The sequence below is a fragment of the Stenotrophomonas sp. CFBP 13718 genome, assembly GCF_014842145.1.
Classification (GTDB): Bacteria; Pseudomonadota; Gammaproteobacteria; order Xanthomonadales; family Xanthomonadaceae; genus Stenotrophomonas.
In genome coordinates this window covers 1-1705 of the sequence record NZ_JACYVC010000022.1, presented here as the reverse complement: position 1 = coordinate 1705, position 1705 = coordinate 1, and the positions used below count along the sequence as shown (strand labels likewise).

Below are 1705 nucleotides of genomic sequence, written 5' to 3'. Positions count from 1 at the left end.
GCGTCCTGGAACAGCAGGTTGCCGGGGTGGCCGGGGCTGTCCATGCGCATGGCGCCATCGCGCTTGTGCGCATCTTCTGCTGCCTTGCGGGCCGGTTCACCCGGATCCAGCGAGCCGCGGATGCGGTCGTAGAGGTCCACGGCGTTGCCGATACCGCCGCGGGTGACGCTTGTCAGGCCGCCACGCAGCGACTCGAGTTTCTCGCGGTAGCCGCCGATGAGGCTTTCGTTCTGCTTGGCCAATGCCTGCGAGGCGGGGTTGTCCAGCACCGAGCCTTCGTTCAGGAAGTTGCCCATCTTGTGCGAATCCAGCGAGCGCCCGGCCGCCAGCAACGCCGAATCGGGAATCAAGAAACTGGCGATCGCGCCATTGCGGAAGCCGGATGCCCGCAGCGTATTCATCTCTCCTTCGGTTGCGTAAGTACGCACCTGGCCATAGTGGCCCGACGCCGCGCTGACCGGATCAGCTGCCATCACATGATTGACCATGGCGTTGCCGCCTTCCGGGATGCGCAGGCCGAGGCTGGTTGCGCCATACGCATTGAAGGTCTCGCCCTTGAGGTCGAAATGGTGTGCGGTGACCTGGGCCAGCGCGCCGCCCAGCGAATGCCCGGTGACGCTGACCTCGGCGGCCCGTCCGTTCAAGGAGGCATTGACCTCCGCCTGGGCTACCGCTCGCTGGGTCAGGGCAATGGCGTCCGGCGCCTGTTGGTTGGTTCGCGAGAGCACCATGCCGGCGTCGGTCACCACGGCATCCAGCAGGATCTGCTCGGTGCCACGGTGCGCTACGACAACTTCGCCGGTGTCGGCGCGCTCGTAGACGGTGCCTTGGTAACCCGTGTTCCTGTTGTTTACATGCTCGATGATCTTGTAGGCATGGCCATTGAGCGTGACCAGCTCGTCCTTTGCCGTGTCTCGGCGGCCAACGGCGTAATCCTTGTACGCATCATCGGACAGCGCAGCATAGTCCTGGCTGGTCAAGCTCATGGCGTGACCTGACGCGCGGAAAGCTGGACAGAGAACAGTGCCTGTCGCAGCTCGGGTTTGTAATCGCCAGGAGCGGCCTCACCGCCTGCGCGGTAGTCGGGCAATGAAGCAGCGCGTGGGTACACGGCATTGGCGTAATAGCGCGTCAGTGGCTCTCCCTTGGTGAAAGCCGGGGATTCGAGGAACGCAGTAAAACGGGTTTCGCCCTCCGCACCGGTGGCCTTCAGCACCGCGCTGGCGCCGCTGAATTCCCAGTGGCAGACACCGCGGCCGTAATAGTCTTCGTCCTGCATGCGGTCCAGGTAGACCGTGCCTCGGTACTCGCCCTCGGAAATCCTGCGCAGCTCCACGGGCTCCTGGCTGGTGATGCGTCCGGCGGTTTCGGTCTCGGGTTGTATACGCCCACACTGCGCTTCGTTGGTTACATCGTATTGCGCGACCGCTTCGACAAGGTTGATGGGCCCCGGCGCGTCCTGGATCTTCAGTACGAGCTCATACGCCTGTCGCGGAGCGGGATTGAGCTTGGCCAGCCCGCGGCCGCCCTGTGCGACGTCCTGTTCTGCGGTGGCGATTTCCTGGTTCATGGCGGTCTCGGAGTGGCAGGCAGTAAGCAACAGCAAGGCGAAGCAGGACAGGATCCGCATGTGAATGGAAAACCTCTTCGCGGATCCGGGAAATGGCAATGAGGAGCGATCAGGCATGCATCTGCCGCGTTGCGT

General features: G+C 63.6%; 2 protein-coding genes. Both read right to left on the bottom strand.

The genetic code is table 11. The features are described 5' to 3' along the window. Window positions 1-986, bottom strand: a 986-nt coding sequence (locus IFT58_RS18615) for a DUF6792 domain-containing protein (protein ID WP_192096546.1), incomplete at its 3' end; no start/stop codon positions are given. Continuing rightward, on the bottom strand, window positions 983-1630 hold the full coding sequence (locus IFT58_RS18610) for a hypothetical protein (protein WP_197974676.1): 648 nt from the start codon (window positions 1628-1630) through the stop codon (window positions 983-985). The genes IFT58_RS18610 and IFT58_RS18615, both read right to left, overlap by 4 nt. Window positions 1631-1705 lie beyond the last annotated feature (75 nt).